Raw genomic sequence first — 18,348 nt, 5'->3', positions numbered from 1 at the left:
ATGATCGGGACCTAACCGTCATCGCCCCCGCGATCCTTAGGGTTCTGGACATTTGTTGTTGGCTTTTGGACAATTGCGGGAATTACAGGGCGGTGTGTGCCCGCCAGGGGAGGAAGCAAAAGTGCCACGGATCAGTGCTTACAGGCTGCAAAGTGTCGGGTTACGTTATTCACAAGAGCCCGATGCGCGCATTCCGTTTCCTGAAATTCTGGAAATGGCGGGGGCACCTTCGGATATCGTCAACAGCCCAGACGCCACTGTCGAACTGCTTCATGAAGCGGGCGCCGTTGAAACTGTGTGTCGTGTATTGGAAGACAAGACCTTTGCCGCGCGGGTGGGGCTTTCGGCGCAAGGTCCCGGAACGCTTTTGGCTTACATTGTGCGGGCAGCAGAAACGGTCGAAGACGCGCTGGCATTGACACAGCGCTTTTATGCAATGCAAGACCCTGACCTGCATCTGGATGTTGTAGGGGCGCCTGATGAACCCAAGATCACGCTGGAAAGTAGCGTGATCCCGGCACATCAATACCCTCGCCATCGCGAAATGCTGGTTTTTGGTCTCTATAGGCGCGTTCAACAGATCACCTCGGGCGGATTTGCCCCTATCTCAATCGAGTTGGAAACGGACGACGTCGAGCATTGTAAGCTGCTGGCCGAGTTGGCCGGTTGCGCCGTAGAAGGGTTCAAGTCCGGATACGCGTTGGCTCTGCCCCCAAACGGTATGAGTTTTCGGATCCCGACTGCAGACCCTACTTTGTTGGGGCATTTGCGACGGCATGGGGAAGAGCAGCTAAAGGCTCAACCTGATGCGGTCCGAAGTCTGTCCGATCGCATTGTAGACATGCTCGGGGAACGTCTTCCCGGCCCAATTCCAAACGGCGATCAAATAGCCGGAGAGCTTGGATTGACGCGACGCACAATGACCCGGCACCTGTCAGCCGAAGGAACAAGCTTTAAAGCACTTTTAGAGGGGGTGTTGTGCGACCTGTCCAAACGGATGCTTCGTAGTGGTGAGGGTGTTGCCCGCGTTGCCTTCATGCTTGGGTTTGCGGATCAGGCGGCTTTTTCAGTGGCATTCAAGCGATGGACAGGTGAAACGCCAGCCAAGTTTCGTAAAGCTGGCCGCTAAGTCTGCTGACCTCTGCAGCGCGCGGGGCCGTAAGATGTCCAAGATCCACAAAACCTTGTCCTGTCCCCAAAAGAAAGCAGGCCATGGGGTCACCTAGTTCAATGGCACACAGCAGCCGCGGTGGTTGCTGACCCAGAACAAGGATGAAACCTATGAAAACCTCGAAGAAATTCTTTATCGCCCCGATCTCCGGCGCACTTCTGATCACCATGGCAGCCACAGCTCATGCTGATTATGTCACCGATAAAGCCATCAAAGGCGCAGTTGTCGGCGCTACTGTCGCGGGCATTGCTGGCGAAAGCATCATAGGCGGCGCGGCTGCCGGCGCTGCGGTTGGTGCCGTGGGCGGTGCGATCCAGAAGGACAATTTCGAAGACGCGCAGGACGAGGCACAAGAACGCCGCGACGACTTCAAAGATGACCATAAGGACTGGAACGAGGACTGAAACGCCATCCCAAACGCAACGAAAAAAGGAGGAAACACAGCCGAACAAAACTGACCGGTCAGCATAAGGTCCATCGGCCCTGCGCTGTTAGCATCCAGACGCAACGTGACTGACCACCCCGAACAGAACTCGCACAGTTTCTGATAGGTTGCCACCCGGCTCACAAACGAGCCGGGTGGCAACTTTGTTTAGGGCATTTGAACACCAGCCGTGCTCTGACTTCGCGGTTCAAATTCCGCTTTAGCCTCAAAGCGGACAAACACAAAAGACCGGTTTCAAGGGGGAAGCAAAAGAAAAAGGGCCCCCAAGCGGCGGCCCTCAATCGTTTGCAGTGAAAGCTGAGATCAGCCGTTCACGCTGTCCTTCAGAGCTTTCGCAATGGTCATCTTGACCACTTTGTCGGCTTCTTTCTTGAACTGCTCGCCGGTGGCGGGGTTGCGCACCATGCGCTCGGGGCGCTCGCGGCAGTAGATTTTGCCAACGCCAGGCAGGGTCACTGCGCCGCCGGCGGAAACTTCGCGGGTGATCAGGCCGGTCATGGCCTCCAACGCTGCGTTCGCAGCTTTCTTGTCAGTTCCCATTTCCTCAGCGAGAGCAGCCACCAGCTGAGTCTTTGTCATAGGCTTTGCCATTTCTTGGTCTCCTTAACGTGCCCGATACATAGGGCCTCACCGCGTAACTGTAACGGGATATTGTGGTCGAACACAACGAATAGTAGCGCTGAAAACCCTAAAAATATGGGGAAATCGTTGCTTTTTTGCGTCAGAGAAAGGCTGTTTCGTCGAATGAACGCAATTTCCGGCTGTGCAGGCGCTCTAACGGCATGCCGCGCAGATGTTCCATCGCCCGAATTCCGATTGCAAGATGGCGACTGACTTGGGTGGTATAAAAGGCAGATGCCATGCCCGGAAGCTTTAATTCGCCGTGCAGCGGTTTGTCAGAAACACACAACAACGTGCCGTAGGGAACCCGGAACCGATAGCCATTTGCGGCGATGGTTGCGCTTTCCATATCCAGTGCAATGGCGCGGGATTGACTGAGCCTTTGCACCGGGCCGGACTGATCGCGCAGTTCCCAGTTGCGGTTGTCGACCGAGGCGACGGTGCCTGTGCGCATGATCCGCTTAAGCTCGTATCCTTCCAACTCGGTGACCTCGGCCACCGCACTTTCAAGCGCGACCTGAACCTCGGCCAGTGGCGGGATCGGAACCCAGACCGGCAGGTCATCGTCCAGCACCTTGTCTTCACGCAGATAGGCGTGGGCCAGAACGAAATCCCCCAGCGCCTGCGTGTTGCGCAACCCGGCACAGTGGCCGACCATCAGCCAGGCGTGGGGCCGCAGAACGGCGATATGGTCAGTGGCCGTTTTAGCGTTCGAAGGCCCAACGCCGATATTGACCAGCGTGATCCCGGATCCGTCCTCGCGTTTCAGGTGATAGGTTGGCATTTGCGGCAACTTCAGTGGTTGGAGCAACTCTTCCTCGGAGCCCTTGATCTCGACATTCCCGGTCGAGACGAAGCTAGTGTAACCGCTGTCCGGATCGGCCAATTGCGCGCGCGCGTAATTCTCGAACTCAGAGACGTAGAACTGGTAGTTCGTGAACAGGACATGGTTCTGGAAATGGCTGGGATCCGTCGCGGTATAATGCGCAAGCCGGGCCAGCGAATAGTCGACGCGTTGGGCAGTAAACAAGGCCAGCGGGCCGGCTTCATCTTCGTGGTCGTACACCCCGTTGACGATATCATCGTTGGTCGTAGTCAGGTCGGGAACGTCAAAGACATCGCGCAACGTGAACCCGGCCGCGCCCTGTTGCGGAACGTGCAGATCGGGATTGTTGGCAACCGCGAAATGCACCGGGATTGGTGTGTCGGACGGCCCAATCGTAACCGGCTGGTCGTGATTTTTGATCAGCAACGCGATCTGCTGGGTCAAATAAGACCGAAACAAATCCGGTCGCGTAACGGTCGTCGCATGTATGCCGGGTTCCGAGACGTGGCCAAAACTCAGGCGGCTGTCGACATGCGCATAGGACGACGTTCTGATACGAATTTCCGGGTAATAGGCTCTGAACCGCGCAGTTGGTGCGCCGTGTTCAATGGCTGCCGAGAAACTGTCGCACAAAAAGCGGGTTGCTTGTTCATAGAGCGCTTCCAATCGAGCGACCGCTGCCTTGGGGTCGGTGAATTGTTCCGGTTTAGGTGCGTCGGGTGTTTTTATTATTGTCATGCAAGTGGTTCCAGAAGATCAATCTTTTCAAAAGTGCGCACATCCACCAGACCCAGGTCAGAAATCCGGAGTTCCGGGATCACGACCAGCGCCAGCAATGAGTGCTGCATATATGCGTTGTTGAGGGTGCAGCCGCAGGCCACCATCGCGGCAACCAGGTCGTCGGCCTTGGCAGCAACCTGTGATGCAGGGCTGTCAGACATCAGGCCCGCAATGGGCAATTCGACCAGCGCCAGTTCTTCCCCATCGCGGAAGATGGTGATGCCACCACCCACCTCGGCCAGCCGATTTGCGGCCAGTGCCATCTGTTCGCGGTCCGTGCCGACTACGATCATGTGGTGACTGTCATGTGCCACGGTCGAGGCCATGGCCATTTTGCCCTTATATCCGAATCCGGAAACGAAAGCGTTCGTCACGCCGCCCGTCGCCTGGTGCCGTTCAACCAGCGCGATCTGGCAGACATCGTCGTCGCCCTCGACCAATCCTTCGATGATCGGCAGTTCAGCCTTCAGAGCTTTGGTCGGAGCCTGGTTTTCCACCACGCCGATCACGTTGGCCTGCACGCGGTTTGCCCCAGCGGGTGCTTCGATTTCGAAATCTGTCGATGTGAGCGCGTGACCCAGATGCACGGTGTTTCGGGCGGTATCAGGCCAGTTGAGGTGCGGGCAATCAACGGTGATTTTACCGTTTTCGGCTACGATCTGACCGCGCGCAATCACTGTCTCGATGGGCAGCTCTTTCAGGTCCGAGCTGAGTATGACATCCGCGCGCCGCCCTGGCGTGATCGAGCCGATCTCACGTTCCAGCCCGAAATGGGTCGCCGTGTTGATCGTTGCCATTTGCAGGGCAATCAGCGGATCACATCCGCAAGCAATGGCGTGCCGAACCACGCGATTCATATGGCCGTCATTGACCAGCGTGCCTGAGTGGCAATCGTCGGTGCACAAAATAAAGTTGCGCGGGTCCAGACCTTTTTCCGTGACTGCCGTGATCTGACTTTCCACATCATACCAGGCCGAGCCCAGCCGCATCATCGACCGCATGCCTTGCCGAACACGCGCGATCGCGTCTGCCTCGCAGGTACCTTCGTGATCATCCGCCGGACCCCCGGCAACATAAGCGGCAAAATTAGGCCCTAAATCAGGCGAAGCGTAATGACCGCCTACGGCTTTCCCGGCGCGTTGCGTGGCGGCGATTTCCGCCAGCATCTTTGGGTCGCCATTGATCACACCCGGAAAATTCATCATCTCGCCTAAGCCGATGATGCCCGGCCAGTTCATCGCTTCGGCCACGTCTTCGGCGGTAATTTCGTACCCTGTGGTTTCCAACCCTGGTGCAGATGGGGCGCAGGACGGCATCTGGGTAAAGATGTTCACCGGTTGCATCATCGCCTCGTCATGCATCATGCGTACGCCGTCCAGGCCAAGGACATTTGCGATCTCATGCGGGTCGGTGAACATGCTGGTGGTTCCATGCGGAATGACAGCGCGGGCAAATTCAGCCGGTGTCAGCATGCCCGATTCGATATGCATATGGGCATCACACAGGCCAGGGATCATATAGCGCCCGGTGGCCTCGATGACCTGAGTCTTTGGGCCGATGCAGTGTGATGCATCGGGTCCGACGTAAGCGATGCGCCCATCAGCGATGGCAATGTCATGGTTAGGAAGGCTTTCGCGGCTGTGCACATTCACCCAGATTCCGCCGCGAATGACCGAATCTGCAGCTTCGCGACCTGCGGCTACGGCAATCAAACGGAGGGCGACATCGGGCCAACTAGGGAAGGGTGTGTGTTCCATGGCCCAACTTTCCCGAATGCGCAGGAAGGTTCAACCCCTTGTGAACAGGTATCATCAAACCGTCACGCAGCGCGTCAGCGCTGCACTGTCCAACCAGAAGAGACGCCCGGCAGGGCATCGATGATGGGCGGGAGCAAGCCTCGGTTATTTCTGTGTATCATGCTCCAGCTCGCGGCGAACCCAATTGGCAAACGCTATAGCACCGGGGCTTTCTTCGGCGCGCGGTGACAGAAGCAGATAATAGGCTTCAGGCATGGGTGCGCGATGGGCGAACGGGGCTACTAAACGACCTTGCGCAATCAGGTCACTGGCAATTGTGTCATGCGCCAGACACAGCCCTCCGCCAGCCATGGCTACGGACAGGCTGACCAAGTAGGTGGTCGAATAAGTAATTGCAGGATTTTCCCAATTTAGACCCTGTTCCTCGGTCCACCCCAGCCAATTCGACAGCAGGTTCGAGCAGTCAAAAAGCGGGTGCTGTTGCAGGTTGTCCAACGTCACGTGATAGCCCGGCGCACAGACTGGATAATAATGATCCGTTCTCAGCAATTCGGTCCTAACTGTATCTGACGGCCGTAGTGAATAACGGATTTCCACGGCGGCCCCTTCGGCCATTTCGCGCGGCTCCCAAAGCTCAGTAAAGATATTCAGTTGCACCTCGGGATGCTGTACCCGAAATTTCGGCAGTCTGGGCGCCAACCAATTCACGGCAAAGGTGATGTTGCTTTGAACCTGAACCGCGTTCTGCTGGGCGCCGGTCACGGCCTGAGTTCCACGTACCAGTGTCCGAAATGCCTCGCGCACCACCGGAAGATACGTGATGCCCGCTTCGGTCAGTTCCAACGCACGTGGTCGACGCAAAAACAAAGGCTGGCCAAGGTACCCTTCCAAGGACTTGATCTGCTGGCTGACCGCGCTTTGCGTCATGTTCAGATCCCGGGCTGCGCCGGTAAAGGACAAGTGCCGCGCCGCTGCCTCAAACGTGCGGAGCCAACCCAGCGGAGGAAGTGGTTTTTGCATGCGTATAACCTTGCCATTAGTTCAGCTAATGGAATAGTTGCGTTTTTTTCGTTGGTCAATTTTTGACGCTACAGGCACGATTTCCGAAAGTTCTCAGCTATCCGCAAAGGAGCCCGGAATGACTGTTACAAACCTGCCCGCCAATATCGACCACTGGGCCGAACGAGTTGATCTGGCTGCAACCTTTCGCTGGGTCGAGCGATTGAACATGCACGAAGGCGTTGCCAATCATTTCAGCCTTGCGGTGAACCCGGAAGGTACGCAATTTTTGATGAACCCGAACCAGATGCACTTTGCACGGGTCAAAGCGTCAAATCTGCTGTTTCTGGACGCAAATGATCCCGATGTGATGAACCAACCCGGTGCCCCGGATCCGACGGCTTGGGGTCTGCACGGATCAATCCACCGCCACTGTCCGCATGCGCGCTGTGTGATGCACGTGCATTCGATCTTTGCGACGGTCCTGGCATCTTTGGCGGATAGCACCTTGCCGCCGATCGATCAGAATACGGCCACGTTCTACGACCGATACGTCGTGGATGAAGAGTTCGGAGGCCTCGCCTTTGAAAGCGAAGGTGAACGCTGCGCGTCGATGCTGTCGGACCCCAAGAAAAAGGTCATGATCATGGGCAATCACGGTGTCCTTGTGATCGGCAGTGATCCGGCAGATGCCTTTAATAGACTCTATTATTTTGAACGCGCAGCGGAAACCTACATCCGCGCGCTGCAGACGGGACAACGATTGCGCGTGCTGCCGGAAGAGGTTGCCGAGAAGACCGCGCAAGAGTTGGAAGACTATCCTGATCAGGCCGAAGCACATCTGCGGGAGATCAAAGCCTTGCTGGATGACGAAGGCTCGGACTACGCCACCTGACCACTTCAACTGGGTAACCGCCATGACCGACACGACTCAGAACCCCGAATCCGCCCGTTGGCACTATCACCCCGACGGCCCGGTAAGTTTAAACCCTTTGTTTAAGTGGCCGCCGCGCCCAGCTGAAGTGCTGAAATGGTACAGCGGGGCGTGGCTGCAGATCACGGCATTAACCTTGTGCCTTGCGCTGGCGGTTACCGCCTATGCTTTCTTTTTTCCGCCTTTGGAAAGTATGCAAAGCTTTGCCCCGGGTTGGATGTTTCGCATTTGGCTGCTGAACATGGTACCCCAAATACTCGTCGCAGGTGGGCTGCACTGGTGGCTGTACATGCGAAAAGGGCAGGGCATGTACAAAAAGTTCGACCGCCGCGACCTGACCCGCAACAATGGTACGTTCACATTCCGCAATCAGGTTCTGGACAATATCTGGTGGACGCTGGGCAGCGCGATGACCGTCGCGACCGTTTATCAGTGGATCATCTACTGGGCGATGGCCAACGGCTATGTACCAACCATCACGTGGTCCGGCGCGCCGGTCTGGTTCGTTGTGTGGATGGTGTTTATCCCGATGTGGTCAGGTCTGCACTTTTACTGGGTGCACCGGCTGGAACATCACCCGAAGCTCTACAAATACGTGCATGCTGTGCATCATCGAAACGTGAACATTGGGCCTTGGTCGGGAATCTCGAACCACTGGTACGAGAACTTGCTGTACTTCACGACCTATTTCATCCACCTGATCGTTCCGTCGCACCCGTTGCATGTGCTGTTCCACGCCTCCTTCCAGCAGATCAGCCCTGTGTTGTCTCATTCCGGGTTTGAAAAACTAAAGGCCGGGGATACGGATGCCGCCCGTGCCGGTGATTTCTTTCACCAGCTTCACCACCGGTATTTTGAATGCAACTACGGCACCTCTGAAATTCCGTTCGACAAGTGGTTTGGCACATATCATGACGGATCGGCCGAGGCGACGACCCGGACAAGGGCCTACAAGAAACAGATGTATACCTAGCTGGCCCGAAGCGCGCGCGGCGTGACCCCGAATTCGGCTTTGAAGGCACGGGTCAGGGCGCTGGGGTCGTCATAGCCCGCGCGCAGGGCAACCTCACTGATGCTCAGGTCGGTTTCTGCCACCAGTTTGCGCGCAAGGTTCAGGCGCAGGCGGCGGTAAACCTGCGCGGGACCCGCGCCCAGCTCGGACTGCATGCGGACGGACAAGGCTTTCTGCGATCGGCCAACCCGGCTTGCGATTTCGGACACTGGCAAGGGGATCTCAAGGTGTTCCTGCATCAAGGCCAGCGCCTTGTTCACGTAACCGCTGGTCGCGCCGGCACCGCCCGCATGTGAGCGCGCTGAATCGCGGGTCATGAACAGTTGCGACACTTCCAGCGCCAGGGCCTGTCCCTGATCCCGTGCAATCAGATGAAGCACCAGATCAAAGGCCGCCATGGCCCCGGAACAGGTGATGCGATTGCGGTCGATGACATAGCGCTCGCGGTAGGCTTCGACATCGGGGAACCTTTCTGTAAATCCGGTCAGCTCTTCCCAGTGTATCGTGGCGCGATGCCCGTCCAGCAGCCCTGCTTGAGCCAAAAGCCAGCTGCCAGTGTCGAGGCCCGCCAGCACTTTGAACCGCTGATCCGCAGAACGCAGGCCTGAAAGGGTGCGCCACCCGCCATGCGCGCGGAATCCATAAGATGGCATGACCATCAGCATGTCCCCACTGGCGATCTGGAGTGGGCGATGCGGCGCGACCTGCAGCCCGGATGAGGATGTCACCGGACCACCCTCCAACGCAAGGAACTGCCAATCGTACAAATTACGTCCGGCCAGAGTGTTTGCAGCGCGCAGCGGCTCGACCGTGTTGGCCAGGCAATGGTTCGAGAATCCGTCGAACAGAAGAACCCCGATTTGCTGCGGTGCAGAGGGTGATTTAGTCCATTCTTGCATGGTAAACTTCTATTTCTGCACGTTTCAAATGACAAGCCGCGTCAGAATATGCCGCAACGCCAGATGTGGAGACGCCCGATGCAATATGGATTGTCCGACGAACAAGAGATGATCGTCTCTACCGTTCGCAGCTTTGTGGAAAACGAAATCTACCCGCATGAGGCGCTGGTCGAGCGCACCGGCGAAGTCCCGCAGGAGATCGCGGATGAGATCAAGCGCAAGACGATTGAACTGGGTTTTTATGCCTGTAATTTTCCCGAAAGCGTCGGTTGTGCAGGGTTGAACCATCTGGAGTTCGCGCTGGTCGAACGTGAGCTGGGCCGCGGGTCCATGGCGCTGAATCACTTCTTCGGGCGTCCTCAGAACATCCTGATGGCGTGTGAGGGCGAGCAGGTCGAACGATACCTGATGCCCGCCGTGCGAGGCGAAAGGATGGACGCGCTGGCAATGACCGAACCCGGTGCCGGGTCAGATGTTCGTGGAATGAAGTGCGCCGCGGTGCGGGATGGCGGTGACTGGGTGGTCAATGGCACCAAGCACTTCATCTCGGGTGCGGAGCACGCGGATTTCATCATCGTTTTCATCGCGACCGGAGAGGATCAGACGCCAAAAGGCCCCAAAAAACGCATTACGGCGTTTCTGGTGGATCGCGGAACGCCCGGTTTCACCATCCGGGACGGGTACAAATCGGTCAGCCATCGCGGCTACAAGAACATGGTGCTGGATTTCGACGATTGCCGTCTGCCGGACGCTCAGGTTCTGGGCGAGGTCGATGGCGGGTTCGAGGTGATGAACACCTGGCTTTATGCAACGCGTATTACCGTCGCTGCCATGTCCGTAGGTCGTGCGCGCCGCGCTTTCGACTATGCGCTGGACTATTCCGCCACGCGCGAACAATTCGGCCAGAAGATCGGCAAGTTTCAGGGCGTGTCATTCCAAATCGCGGATATGATCACCGAGATTGACGCGGCGGACTTGTTGACGCTGGCCGCAGCCGACCGTCTGGACAAAGGGCTGCCCGCAAATCGCGAAATCGCTTCGGCCAAGCTCTATGCTTCGGAAATGTTGGCGCGGGTCACCGATGCCGCCATCCAGATCCACGGCGGTATGGGTCTAATGGACGATTACCCGTTGGAACGGTTCTGGCGCGACGCGCGGGTCGAACGTATCTGGGACGGGACCAGTGAAATTCAGCGCCACATTATCAGTCGCGATCTCCTGAGGGCACTCGGTGCGTGATGGTGGGGGCCGCCTGATGTCTTCCCTGTCACGCGTTTTGCACCCCACATCCATCGCTGTGATTGGCGGCGGCGCCTGGTGCGTCTCAGTGATCGAACAGGCCCGGAAATTCGGATTTCAGGGCGACATCTGGCCGGTCCACCCAAAAGCCGGTCAAATCGCGGGTCTGACTGCCTTTGCACGCCTTGAGGACCTTCCAGCGGCCCCCGACATAGCCTTTGTTGGCATCAACCGTCATGCAACGATCGAGACTGTCGCGATCCTTTCGGCCATGGGGGCCGGGGGCGCAGTGTGTTTTGCCTCGGGATTCACCGAAGCGCATGCCGAGGACGATCAGGGTGCAGATTTGCAGGTCCGTTTGGTGCAGGCCGCAGGCGAGATGCCGATCCTCGGGCCAAACTGTTATGGCTTCGTCAACGGGCTGGACCGCGCCGCTGTTTGGCCCGATCAGCACGGCATGCGACCGGTAGATCGCGGTGTGGCAATCCTGACGCAAAGTTCGAACATAGCGATCAATATGACGATGCAGCGCCGGGCCTTGCCGCTGGCCTTTATGCTGACCAGTGGGAACCAGGCGCAGACCCATCAGGCCGACATCGCCTCAGCCCTGTTGGAAGACGACCGGATCACAGCGATTGGCGTCCATATCGAGGGGTTCGGTGACCTGCGCAAATGGGAGGCGCTTGCCAAAAAGGCGCGGGATCGTAACGTGCCGATTGTTGCGCTGAAAGTGGGCCGGTCCGCCCATGCACAGGCGGCGACGATTTCTCACACAGCATCATTGGCCGGAGGCGACGCGGGCGCGCAGGCATTTCTGGATCGCCTTGGGATCGCGCGTTTGGATGACATTCCCAGTTTCCTGGAATGCCTCAAGCTGCTGCACGTGACCAGGCGGTTGGATAGCAACGGTTTGGGTTCGATCAGTTGTTCGGGTGGTGAGGCAAGTCTGACTGCCGACATGGCCGAGGGGCGCGACCTGCACTTCCCGCCGTTGTCGCATGCACAAAAAGCTGACCTGCGCGATGCCTTGGGACCGATGGTAGCACTGGCAAACCCGCTGGATTATCACACCTATATCTGGCGGGACACGCAGGTCATGACACGGGCATGGTCCGCAATGATGAGCCCTGAACAGGCCCTGACCATGGCTATTCTCGACTATCCGCACACGGACGCCACCGATTGGGAATGCGCTACGCAGGCTGCGTTGAACTGCGTTGCTCAGACGGGACGCCCCTTTGCAGTAACAGCGACTCTACCGGAGCTTTTACCCGAAGACGTTGCGCAGCGATTACTCGATGGCGGTGTTGTCCCGTTTGCCGGGTTGCACGAAGCGCTTGCGGCAATTGAGGCAGCCGCGCGACCGCAAACAACGGAGGCCGAACCGGTCCTGTTGCCCTCGGATACGGTTGCGGATCATGTTCTGACCGAAGCAGAAGCCAAGCAGGCTCTTGTGGAATTCGGTGTGCGTGTACCGCACAACGTTGTTGTGTCGGCGGAGTTCGCGAAACAAGCCTCTGCCGCGCTGACTGGTCCTTTTGCGATCAAGGGCGTCGGGCTGGCGCATAAGTCAGAACATGCGGCCGTGCGCCTCGAGGTTCACGCCGACGCCGTGGCTGAAGTCTCGGTGGATATCGGAACCGAAGAAGTCCTTATTGAGGAAATGGCTGTTGGCGGCGTGGCAGAATTGTTGGTCGGTGTGACCCGAGACGCGGCCCACGGGTTCGTTCTGACGCTGGGTGCAGGGGGTGTGTTGACTGAAATCCTGCGCGACACGGTTTCACTTTTGATCCCATCCTCTCGCGCCGCGGTGAAAGAGGCGCTGGGTAATTTGAACTGCGCCCCTTTGCTGGCGGGATATCGCGGCAAACCAGCGGCAGAGATTGAGGCCATCCTGGACGCCGTCGATGCGGTGCAGGCCTACGTCATTGCCAATGCATCCCATGTCAGCGAAGTTGAAATAAACCCACTGATCTGCACACCGGACCGTGCCATAGCGGTGGATGCTCTGATCCGAAAGGCAAGTATATGAACCCGGTCAAAACCAAGCGCGATGGCGCAATTCTGGAAGTCACTTTGGACCGTCCCAAAGCGAACGCGATTGATTTGGCGACCAGCCGCGTCATGGGCGAGGTGTTTCGTGACTTCCGTGATGATCCCGATCTGCGCGTCGCAATCCTGACCGGTGGCGGCGAGAAGTTCTTTTGCCCCGGCTGGGATTTGAAAGCAGCCGCTGACGGAGACGCAGTCGACGGAGACTATGGCGTTGGTGGCTTTGGCGGGCTGCAGGAACTGCGGGACATGAACAAGCCGGTCATCGCAGCCGTCAACGGGATTGCCTGCGGCGGCGGGTTAGAATTGGCCCTGAGCGCCGACATGATCCTTGCTGCGGAACACGCCAGTTTTGCGCTGCCGGAAATCCGCTCAGGCACAGTGGCCGATGCCGCAAGTGTCAAACTGCCAAAACGTATTCCGTATCACGTGGCGATGGAACTGCTTTTGACCGGACGCTGGTTCGACCCGCATGAAGCGAAGAACTGGGGGTTGGTGAACGAAATCGTTCCAGGTGATCAGTTGATGGATCGGGCATGGGAACTGGCGCGTCTTTTGGCCAGCGGCCCGCCCTTGGTTTATGCCGCGATCAAGGCAATCGTACGCGATGCCGAAGATTCCAAATTTCAGGATGCCATGAACCGGATCACCGGGCGGCAATTGCCGACGGTTGATACCCTCTATGGCTCTGAAGACAATCTGGAAGGCGCCCGCGCTTTTGCTGAAAAGCGTGATCCTGTGTGGAAGGGGCGGTAAGTCGGCCTAAGCGCGTTCGAACAGGGCTATCAGCGCTGTGTCATCCTTGTTGGGGCCAGATGCAAGATCGCCATAGATGCGAACTTCGGGCAGGGTCAGGTTTCGAATCTGGCCTTGCGCTAACCGGTGCAGGGCTTCGGCAAATCCCAGCTTTTCATAATGTTGGGCATTGATCGACAGCGCGAATTGAGCACCGGGGCGGGCCGCACGCAGCAGTGCAGTCAAAGCTTCTGGCCCGAGGTGGCCATGGGTGAACGAACCGGATGAAACGATTCCGGAGTAACTATCGCGCGGCACCGGGATGCCTTCGTTCAGATCGGCCTCAATGGCGTCGCGGTAGATATCCTTGCGCATGGCCTGATCCAGCATCTCGGCGCTGATATCGGTGGCATCTATCGGTCCCACACCCAGCCGGGCCAGAACCGCGCCGCACAGGCCAGTGCCTGCACCTACATCAAGCACAGGCCCTTGCCCGCCGGCGCCGACAAAGGCGCGGGCGGTATGGATGTGCAGCTGATAGTCCTCGCGCGTGGCAAAGCCTTCGTCGTAATCCCCGGCCCATTCAGCATAGAGACGCTTGTGGTCTTCCGGGGAATCCAGCGCGTAGGCGGCATGCAGGTCTGGTGTTTTGTCACTCATACCCAAAAGAAAGGCGCATTGGGGGATTCGAATCAAGTATCCTTGGCAGAGTTCTTGCATCTGGCGAAATTGCGGATCATCTAAGAGCGTATGACAGGCACACTATTTTCCTTCGGTCACGGGTACTCGGCACAGGCTTTGTCCCGTCAGTTGCAACCCCATGGTTGGCGTATCTTGGGCACGACGCGTGATCCGGCCCAATCGCAGGTGGTCAAGGCGTCCGGCGCAGAGCCGGTGATTTGGCCGGGGCAAGTGCCACAGCTGGATGGGGTGACGCATCTTTTGATCTCGGCTGCGCCAAACGCGGACGGAGATCCGGTTCTGGCTGCATTGGCGGATGAGATTGCGGAACGGGCGGCGCAATTCAAATGGGTTGGCTATCTTTCGACCACGGCCGTGTATGGCGATCATCAGGGCAACTGGGTCGACGAGGCCACCCCTGCGACGCCAACGGCGCAGCGCGGCAAATGGCGGGTGCAGGCAGAGGAGCAGTGGCAGAGTATCCCCGGCTTGCCGACACACATCTTTCGCCTTGCGGGCATCTACGGTCCCGGTCGTGGGCCGTTTTCCAAGCTCAAGCGCGTGGGTATGCGACGTATCATCAAGCCCGAGCAGGTCTTTTCCCGAATTCATGTCGCCGACATTGCCCAGGTTCTTGCCGCGTCCATGTCCGCGCCTAATCCGGGGGCGATTTACAACGTATGTGATGATGAACCCGTTCCACCGCAGGATGTCATCGCCTATGCGGCCGAATTGCAGGGATTGCCATTGCCGCCCGAAGTACCGTTCGACGAGGCCGACATGACCCCCATGGCGCGCAGCTTTTACAATGAGAACAAGCGGGTCAGGAACGATCGGATCAAGGATGAGCTGGGTGTAAACCTAATGTATCCGAACTATCGGGTCGGATTGAGGTCGCTGATGACCGATGACTGAGCTATCGGCCTGATTTCCGGCGATGCGCACTGGGTGCTTAGTGATAGTTTTTGGTTATCATAACCATCCATAAAGAAAACTTATTTGCATGGTTCGAATTTGCTAGGTCTGGCGGCGACAAGACAAGAGTCGCCGATATCTTTGACAGAATGCGCGCAATCCAAGCCGCGCATCTAAAAGAGGTAAAAGTGTCATCTATATATGTTCTTGATCGCCCGCGTTTCTCACCGCGCGAACGAGCCGGATTTTAGCCAGGATTGGAGATCGACATGGACGGAAGTGATAACCCCAAAACGGGCGGATGCCCTGTAATGCACGGCGCAGGAACCCGGTCGAACCGGGATTGGTGGCCGAACCAGCTGAACCTTTCGATCCTACATCAGAACGCGCCCGCGTCGAACCCGCTGGGGCCTGATTTCGACTACGCTGAAGAATTCAAGAAGCTGGACATGAAGGCGCTGAAAGAAGACCTGTACGCGCTGATGACCGATTCTCAGGATTGGTGGCCTGCCGACTATGGTCATTACGGCGGTCTGTTCATCCGGATGGCCTGGCACAGCGCCGGTACATATCGCACGGCGGATGGCCGTGGCGGTGCCTCGACCGGGAACCAGCGCTTTGCGCCACTGAACAGCTGGCCGGATAACGGCAACCTTGATAAGGCGCGCCGTCTGCTGTGGCCGATCAAGCAGAAATACGGCAACCAGATTTCCTGGGCCGACCTGATGATCCTTGCCGGCAATTGCGCCATTGAATCCATGGGCGGCAAAACATTTGGCTTTGCTGGTGGTCGCGCAGATATCTGGGCGCCAGAAGAAGACATCTATTGGGGTTCCGAAACTGAGTGGCTTGCCCCCACCGACAACCCGCACAGCCGGTACACTGGTGAGCGCGACATGGAAAATCCACTGGCCGCCGTTCAGATGGGCCTGATCTATGTGAACCCCGAGGGCCCGGATGGTGAACCAAACGTGCTGGCCTCGGGCCGTGATATCCGTGACACCTTTGGCCGGATGGCGATGAATGACGAAGAAACCGTCGCATTGGTTGCTGGTGGCCACACCTTTGGTAAGGCGCACGGCGCGGGCGATCCTGATCTGGTCGGCCCCGAACCCGAAGCCGCACCAATCGAAGAGATGGGTCTTGGCTGGATCAACAAGTTCGGTTCGGGCGTCGGTGACGATACCACGACCTCGGGCATCGAGGGCGCATGGACCGCAAACCCGATCAAATGGGACAACGGATACTTTGACCTGCTGTTCGGATACGAGTGGAATCTGACTAAAAGCCCCTCGGGCGCATGGATTTGGGAACCAATCGGCGTCAAAGAAGAAGACATGGCCCCGGCGGCCGGTGATCCGACCAAGAAGGTCAAGACCATGATGACCACCGCCGACATGGCGATGCGCATGGATCCGATCTATGGCCCGATCTCGAAACGCTTCCACGAGAACCCGGAAGAGTTCGCAGATGCTTTCGCACGCGCCTGGTTCAAACTGACTCACCGCGACATGGGTCCGCGTTTGAACTATATCGGTTCGGAAGCCCCGACCGAAGAGTTGATCTGGCAGGACAACGTGCCTGCGGTGGATCACGACCTGGTTGATGATGCCGATGTATCGGATTTGAAAGCCAAGATCGCTGCATCCGGTCTGTCGGTGTCCGAGCTGATCTCGACCGCATGGGCCTCGGCCTCGACCTTCCGTGGGTCGGACAAGCGGGGCGGTGCCAACGGCGCCCGTATCCGTCTTGCGCCTCAGAAGGATTGGGACGTCAACGAGCCAATGAAACTGTCCAAGGCGCTGGATGCGCTGACAGGCGTTCAAGAGGCGTTCAACGGCACGCAGTCGGGCAATAAGAAAGTGTCGCTGGCCGACCTGATCGTTCTGGCCGGTGCCGTCGGCATTGAGCAGGCTGCCAAAGCTGGCGGTCAGGATGTCGAGGTTCCGTTCACCCCGGGCCGCACCGATGCGTCGCAAGAGCAGACCGATGTGGACAGCGTCGCAGTCCTGGAGCCCGCAGCAGACGGATTCCGCAATTACCAAAAGGCCGACTACACGGTCTCGCCCGAGGAGTTGCTGGTCGACCGTGCACAATTGTTGACCTTGTCCGCACCAGAGATGACGGCACTTGTCGGTGGCCTGCGTGTTCTGGGCGCCAACTTCGGTGACGCCAATCATGGGGTGTTCACGGATAGTGTGGGCGTACTCAGCAATGACTTTTTCACCAACATTCTGGACATGGGCACCGAATGGAAACCTGCCGGCAAGGGCGTCTATGAGGGTCGTGACCGCGCCAGCGGTGAGGTCAAATGGACTGGTACACGCGTCGATCTGGTCTTCGGTTCCAACTCGCAACTGCGGGCGCTCGCTGAGGTCTACGGTCAGACGGGTGCGGAGGGTAAATTTGTCTGCGACTTTGTCTCGGCCTGGAACAAGGTGATGAACGCGGATCGTTTTGATCTGAAGTAAACCGACGATCATCGCAGAGATAGCGCCGCCCGAGGGGACTCGGGCGGCGTTTTCTAAGGGCCGGGTCCCGCAGGCATACCAACCATTGGGTACGATTCCGCCTGAAGCTCTGACAAACCCCCGCATCACGCAGCGCCCGGTCGAGTTTCTTATCCAAATTATTAAGCTAACCTATTGTTTTCATTAATATGGGTGAGGTTCAGCAGAGAAATGTGAAGTTTTTTCAAAATGGGGGTTGCAGGTCCCAGACCTAATCCGTAAATACCCCTTCACCGGCGCTGCTGAGGCGGCGCTGACGGGTCGGAGAGACGGCCGGACGGGTTGGAGAGACAGCCGGACGCATCGGAGAGACGGTGGGCATCTTAGGGAATGATTTAGGCGGGCGCGCTGATGTTATTGGCGCAACGGTCTGATTTTTGGCTCTTGGTGTTTTGTTCTTTGACATTGATGGATAACTGAAGAGATATGTGGGCGGTTTGGTTCGTTTCGACGGATTGAATGTCTGTATATCGCGCTGGTAGGGCTTCGGCTCGATGATCCAGTGTCAGCTTCACTGTTTGAGTGGTTCACTGATTTCTTAGGAAATCTGTGTACATCAAACAGAAGACTTCATCAGGATTAGCCTCCTGATGAGATGTGCAGAGGTTCGAACGTCAAGGATAAGCAGCAATGCTTTTCAACTTGAGAGTTTGATCCTGGCTCAGAACGAACGCTGGCGGCAGGCTTAACACATGCAAGTCGAGCGCACCTTCGGGTGAGCGGCGGACGGGTTAGTAACGCGTGGGAACATACCCTTTGGTACGGAATAGCC

15 protein-coding genes and 1 rRNA gene are annotated in these 18,348 nt (G+C 57.6%); 10 read left to right on the top strand and 6 right to left on the bottom strand.

Annotated features, from left to right (window positions below):
* Nucleotides 1–121 precede the first annotated feature (121 nt).
* Nucleotides 122–1,129, top strand: a complete 1,008-nt coding sequence (locus DHN12_RS12155; RefSeq protein ID WP_108860453.1) for an AraC family transcriptional regulator — start codon at nt 122–124, stop codon at nt 1,127–1,129.
* A gap of 152 nt (nt 1,130–1,281) precedes the next feature.
* Nucleotides 1,282–1,575, top strand: coding sequence for a glycine zipper domain-containing protein (locus tag DHN12_RS12150; RefSeq protein ID WP_108860452.1), 294 nt, complete (start codon nt 1,282–1,284; stop codon nt 1,573–1,575).
* A gap of 344 nt (nt 1,576–1,919) precedes the next feature.
* Here DHN12_RS12150 and DHN12_RS12145 read toward each other — a convergent pair whose 3' ends face one another.
* The 4 genes from DHN12_RS12145 to DHN12_RS12130 form a co-directional block, all read right to left on the bottom strand.
* Nucleotides 1,920–2,207 carry an HU family DNA-binding protein gene (locus DHN12_RS12145; protein WP_039533371.1) on the bottom strand — a complete coding sequence of 96 codons (288 nt, stop codon included), beginning with the start codon at nt 2,205–2,207 and terminating at the stop codon, nt 1,920–1,922.
* Nucleotides 2,208–2,337: 130 nt separating this feature from the next.
* Nucleotides 2,338–3,801, bottom strand: coding sequence for an AMP nucleosidase (locus tag DHN12_RS12140; RefSeq protein ID WP_108860451.1), 1,464 nt, complete (start codon nt 3,799–3,801; stop codon nt 2,338–2,340).
* Nucleotides 3,798–5,600: an adenine deaminase gene (gene ade / locus DHN12_RS12135; RefSeq protein ID WP_108860450.1), complete on the bottom strand. Its 1,803-nt coding sequence runs from the start codon at nt 5,598–5,600 to the stop codon at nt 3,798–3,800. The genes DHN12_RS12140 and ade overlap by 4 nt, the downstream gene beginning before the upstream one ends.
* 144 nt (nt 5,601–5,744) lie before the next feature.
* Entirely contained in the window at nt 5,745–6,620 is an 876-nt protein-coding gene (locus DHN12_RS12130; RefSeq protein WP_108860449.1) for a LysR family transcriptional regulator, read from the bottom strand.
* Between the two features lie 118 nt (nt 6,621–6,738).
* On the opposite strand from DHN12_RS12130, the gene DHN12_RS12125 reads away from it, so the two are divergent.
* Both DHN12_RS12125 and DHN12_RS12120 read left to right on the top strand, forming a co-directional pair.
* Complete coding sequence (locus tag DHN12_RS12125) at nt 6,739–7,494, top strand: class II aldolase and adducin N-terminal domain-containing protein (protein WP_108860448.1); 756 nt, start codon at nt 6,739–6,741, stop codon at nt 7,492–7,494.
* Between the two features lie 22 nt (nt 7,495–7,516).
* The gene (locus tag DHN12_RS12120; protein ID WP_108860643.1) at nt 7,517–8,506 is read left to right on the top strand and encodes a sterol desaturase family protein; all 990 of its coding nucleotides are present in this window, start codon (nt 7,517–7,519) and stop codon (nt 8,504–8,506) included.
* Here DHN12_RS12120 and DHN12_RS12115 read toward each other — a convergent pair.
* Nucleotides 8,503–9,444, bottom strand: a complete 942-nt coding sequence (locus DHN12_RS12115; protein WP_108860447.1) for a GlxA family transcriptional regulator — start codon at nt 9,442–9,444, stop codon at nt 8,503–8,505. The genes DHN12_RS12120 and DHN12_RS12115 overlap by 4 nt on opposite strands.
* A 78-nt stretch (nt 9,445–9,522) precedes the next feature.
* Here DHN12_RS12115 and DHN12_RS12110 point away from each other — a divergent pair, with 78 nt between their 5' ends.
* Genes DHN12_RS12110 through DHN12_RS12100 form a run of 3 tightly spaced genes read left to right on the top strand, consistent with a single transcriptional unit; the run spans nt 9,523 to nt 13,491 of the window.
* The gene (locus DHN12_RS12110; RefSeq protein ID WP_108860446.1) at nt 9,523–10,683 is read left to right on the top strand and encodes an acyl-CoA dehydrogenase family protein; all 1,161 of its coding nucleotides are present in this window, start codon (nt 9,523–9,525) and stop codon (nt 10,681–10,683) included.
* Nucleotides 10,684–10,699: 16 nt separating this feature from the next.
* Nucleotides 10,700–12,715: an acetate--CoA ligase family protein gene (locus DHN12_RS12105; protein ID WP_199913504.1), complete on the top strand. Its 2,016-nt coding sequence runs from the start codon at nt 10,700–10,702 to the stop codon at nt 12,713–12,715.
* Complete coding sequence (locus DHN12_RS12100) at nt 12,712–13,491, top strand: carnitinyl-CoA dehydratase (protein WP_108860445.1); 780 nt, start codon at nt 12,712–12,714, stop codon at nt 13,489–13,491. The genes DHN12_RS12105 and DHN12_RS12100 overlap by 4 nt, the downstream gene beginning before the upstream one ends.
* 6 nt (nt 13,492–13,497) lie before the next feature.
* Here the strand turns inward: DHN12_RS12100 and DHN12_RS12095 are convergent, their stop codons facing one another.
* Nucleotides 13,498–14,130: a class I SAM-dependent methyltransferase gene (locus tag DHN12_RS12095; protein WP_108860444.1), complete on the bottom strand. Its 633-nt coding sequence runs from the start codon at nt 14,128–14,130 to the stop codon at nt 13,498–13,500.
* Nucleotides 14,131–14,220: 90 nt separating this feature from the next.
* Between DHN12_RS12095 and DHN12_RS12090 the strand changes: the two genes are divergently transcribed.
* The 3 genes from DHN12_RS12090 to DHN12_RS12080 all read left to right on the top strand — a co-directional run.
* Nucleotides 14,221–15,066, top strand: a complete 846-nt coding sequence (locus tag DHN12_RS12090; RefSeq protein ID WP_108860443.1) for an SDR family oxidoreductase — start codon at nt 14,221–14,223, stop codon at nt 15,064–15,066.
* A 269-nt stretch (nt 15,067–15,335) separates the two neighbouring features.
* Nucleotides 15,336–17,537 carry a catalase/peroxidase HPI gene (gene katG / locus DHN12_RS12085; protein WP_108860442.1) on the top strand — a complete coding sequence of 734 codons (2,202 nt, stop codon included), beginning with the start codon at nt 15,336–15,338 and terminating at the stop codon, nt 17,535–17,537.
* Between the two features lie 677 nt (nt 17,538–18,214).
* A 16S ribosomal RNA gene (locus tag DHN12_RS12080) occupies nt 18,215–18,348 on the top strand; the annotation flags it as partial.

Origin of the sequence: Ruegeria sp. Alg231-54 (genome assembly GCF_900143525.1) — a bacterium.
Classification (GTDB): domain Bacteria; phylum Pseudomonadota; class Alphaproteobacteria; order Rhodobacterales; family Rhodobacteraceae; genus Ruegeria.
Note: the sequence above shows the minus strand (reverse complement) of the source record. Positions and strands in the feature narration are given on the sequence as shown.